The organism is Neobacillus drentensis (genome assembly GCF_036962765.1).
GTDB lineage: Bacteria > Bacillota > Bacilli > Bacillales > Cytobacillaceae > Neobacillus > Neobacillus drentensis_C.
The window spans coordinates 1-3,533 of the sequence record NZ_JBALOS010000253.1; the positions used below are offsets into that span (position 1 = coordinate 1).

The window sequence follows — 3,533 nt, forward strand, 5'->3', positions numbered from 1 at the left end:
CATGGATTAAAAAATGATCAACTCCTATACAATCATTTATTTTTTGAAAGCCTTTACAAGAAAAAGTTTATCAAAATTGTTTGCCCGCGATATAAGACTAATTTTACTGGTTATAAGAATATTTTGACTTTATTAGGATCTTTGAATTTCCCTACTCACAAAAAAAGGGTAACCTTAACGGCTACCCAATTTACTCCACATATTGAATGTTTAAATCAGATTTGTAAATCAGTTCAAGATCTTTCGGAATTCGCATGTAAAGTATGCTTTGCCCATCGTAAAAACTAGATTGGTGTTCAAATAACGAAGGCTCGCCCGTAAATTGATTGACTGAGAAGACATTATTGAACATGGAAAATTCAAGTTTTGCTTTCTTTGGATTTTGTAAAATTAATATATTCCCTGCTAATTTCAGACGGATCGGATTAATCAACTTACTGATATCCATGTCATTCACACTTGATCTCGTTCTATAGGCTATTGCGTCAATTTTATGATCATTCGTGTTCTTTCTTTCCACAAAAATCTGTGTGCCAAAGAATTCAGCGGTTTCAGTTGTCACGTTAAGTTTTTGATCACGATAATCAAGGTCCCATTTTTTCTCAATAAAGCTGCTATCGATAGTATCAAGTTTTCCTGCTGCGGCTGCATCGACTAAAGCGATACCTTCTTTTTCTAAAGAATCGACCTCGGCCTTTTTCAAATCATTGTTATCTTTTCCGTTGATAAAAGTAGCCACTAATGCACAGATAAGTAAGAGCGAAATATACGCGCCAAATATCCTGCGAACCCACTGACTCGACATGGATTTTCCCTTATGGTTGACTGACTTTTTCATACTTTTGGCTGTGAAACCAGCGATCACTAAGATAATAAGAATAGGGATAACAAAGGTCAGGGTCATTGTCATGGTCTAACCTCCATTCGGTTTGACAATACAAATGCACTCGTAAAGAGCAGACTGCAAGTGACGATTATTTTGATAATAAATAACAGGATAGATGATTCTGAAAAGATGAATCCAACGAGGTTTGATACGATGCGTGTGTTCCCACTAACCCCGCCGAGAACCAATGCCCCGAAAAATAACGCCGGCACTAAGACAACGAAAACTTTATGAATCTGGACCAGCGTCCCGACCAAATATCCAAACGCACAAAATAGGAATATATAAAAACTTGTTGCCAATATACCCAATATTAATGCTGCTGGGGTACCGAGGACGCTTGAGCTAGCAATTGTTTGCGGGCCTACAAAGAGATACGTTATCACTTTCAGAAGATAGGTAGACAACATAGCTGTCAGACCGCCAATAATGCTGGCTGTTAGCAAAAACACTAGATTGGAAAGGTTGTGGCTAAGTCGATTGGTGACAAAGGTGAAGTCATCATGGCGATATGCCTTCGTAGTAATGATAATAGCGATAATAAACCCCCATAGCATTGTGAAAAAAGCAACCAAATCGGCGGAATAATAATGAACCTCCAGTTCAATACTTTCACTGCTTGAACCCATCATGCCCACACCGTTAAGTGAAAAGAAAATAGCTAGCAATTGAAGAAAGACCAGGTTCCAAAACACCTGAACGTAAGCCTTCAATTTATAGGAATATTGTTTTTTCACAATCGATGTCAGACTAACCTTGGATAAAGACATCATCAATTCCCCCTTCACTTTTACTAGTTAAATAAACACATAGGTCGCTAGCGGTAACCGGCTTGAGGTCAATCCCAGCCGCACGGGCTTTCTGCCTTTCTTGCTCGGAAAACTGATTCCTTACGACGACAAAAGATTGATCAAGACCGATGTTTTTGGTGTGAATCCTCTCTCTATCTTTCGTCCATTCATTGACGATCGCTGTCTTTCCCTGAATTCCAATTGCAAAGTCCTTAACATCTGATGCCGGGAGATGTAGATGCTCTTTCCCATCTTTTATCAGAAGGATATCTTCTAGTAAATCCTCGATCTCGTTCAAATGATGGCTTGAAATAATAATCGAGCGTGGATGAGCAATATAGTCTTTTAGGAGAGCGCGGTAAAAATCATGTCTGACAGCCGCATCCATACCTGTGGTCGGTTCATCAAAAATCGTCAATGGACACCTGGCAGATAATCCTATGATGGTATTGAACGTACTTTTCATACCCTTTGATAGTTCTTGATAATCTTGCAACGGGTTCAACGAGAAATAGTCAAAAAGGCGATTGGCCAGCACTGCATCCCAATTTTCATAAAATTTTTCTGCGGCCGCTAAGATTTCTTTAAGATTCAAAGCAGCAGGCAGACTCATTTGGTCATGAATCAATATGACGTTAGCTGAAACTGTTAGATTATTAAATGGCTTTTCTGAGAACACGTGGACCTTTCCTGATGTTTCCTTTATCAAGCCAGCAATTATTTTTAACAGCGTCGATTTCCCTGATCCATTTCGGCCAATCAGGCCGGTTATTTTATTTTCCTCGATCTCAAATGACAGGTTGTTTAACGCTCTATTTCTCCCGTAGTCTTTCGTCAATCCATTGCACTCGATGACACTCATTTTTCTTCCTCCCCACTGTTAGCTGCTTTAATCATTTCAATTAACTCAGCTTTACTAACGTTTAACCGGTCTGCTTCGAGGACAATTTCCTCAACTAATCTTTTTAACGTCTCATTTTTCCGCTTGTTAAGGATCATATCTTTGGCAGTGCTTGCAACAAACATCCCCAGCCCTCGTTTCTTATAGAGGATGTTTTCATCCGCCAAAATATTGAGGCCCTTTGCGGCCGTTGCTGGATTAATATTAAAGATCTCTGCCAGTTGATATTGGGAGTAAATTTTTTGATCACTTTCAAAATTTCCATTCAGAATCTCACGCTCTAGCCACTCCGATATCTGTAAATAAATCGGCTTCGTCCCATCCAAATTAAGATTCAAGCTCTCACCCCTCACCTCTAATATAGTGCATTAGTGTTGTAATGTAGTATATTATAATTGGAAATAAAAAACAATGGGTAAATTGCCAATATTTTCATTTTTAGTGCAGATTCTTTGGGAGTGCTTCTTTGGGGTGCCTCTTTGGGGTACCTCTTTTGTGGCGCTTTGGTGTCAGGCACCACAAAAAGACATTTGTCCACGAGTGGTGCCTGACACCAAAGGGACCATGAATGTCACCATAGATGGTCAAAAGGATGAGTAATCTTCCAGTAAGGTTTGGATACTATTTTTAGGGAGAGGTGTGAATTAGTGAGTATTAATTCAATATGCTATCTCGGACTGGGTTTTTTAAGTGGCATTCTTTTGGGTTATGTGCGTTATAAAAAGGGGATAAAAAGGAGTCTGCTGCTATTTTTAGCAATGGTTGGTTTGGGGTATATGATTGAAGCCATTATTTATAATTTTTTAGGAACCTATCAATATCATCCCAAAATCCTCATGCATGATCGAATATATGATAGCAATATGGGAGCGATCGCATCCAATGCGTTAGCCTTGCCTGTTTAGCAAAAGGGGTATAGGGTGTCAGGCACCGCTCGTGGACATTTGTCCACGAG

Annotated in this window: 5 protein-coding genes; 1 reads left to right on the forward strand and 4 read right to left on the reverse strand. The window is 39.3% G+C overall.

Annotated features, from left to right (window positions below; translation table 11 throughout):
* Positions 1 to 190: 190 nt before the first annotated feature.
* From V7137_RS25540 to V7137_RS25555, 4 genes are read right to left on the reverse strand one after another with little or no spacing between them, the layout of a single operon-like run.
* Positions 191 to 910 carry a hypothetical protein gene (locus tag V7137_RS25540; protein ID WP_335700680.1) on the reverse strand — a complete coding sequence of 240 codons (720 nt, stop codon included), beginning with the start codon at positions 908 to 910 and terminating at the stop codon, positions 191 to 193.
* A complete protein-coding gene (locus tag V7137_RS25545; RefSeq protein WP_335700681.1) occupies positions 907 to 1,656 on the reverse strand; it encodes a hypothetical protein in 750 nt (249 codons plus the stop codon). Before V7137_RS25545 ends, V7137_RS25540 begins: the two co-directional genes overlap by 4 nt.
* Positions 1,637 to 2,539, reverse strand: a complete 903-nt coding sequence (locus tag V7137_RS25550) for an ABC transporter ATP-binding protein (RefSeq protein ID WP_335700682.1) — start codon at positions 2,537 to 2,539, stop codon at positions 1,637 to 1,639. The genes V7137_RS25545 and V7137_RS25550 overlap by 20 nt, the downstream gene beginning before the upstream one ends.
* Complete coding sequence (locus V7137_RS25555) at positions 2,536 to 2,916, reverse strand: GntR family transcriptional regulator (protein ID WP_218347987.1); 381 nt, start codon at positions 2,914 to 2,916, stop codon at positions 2,536 to 2,538. Before V7137_RS25555 ends, V7137_RS25550 begins: the two co-directional genes overlap by 4 nt.
* Before the next feature lie 309 nt (positions 2,917 to 3,225).
* Between V7137_RS25555 and V7137_RS25560 the strand changes: the two genes are divergently transcribed.
* Entirely contained in the window at positions 3,226 to 3,483 is a 258-nt protein-coding gene (locus tag V7137_RS25560) for a hypothetical protein (protein ID WP_335700683.1), read from the forward strand.
* Positions 3,484 to 3,533 lie beyond the last annotated feature (50 nt).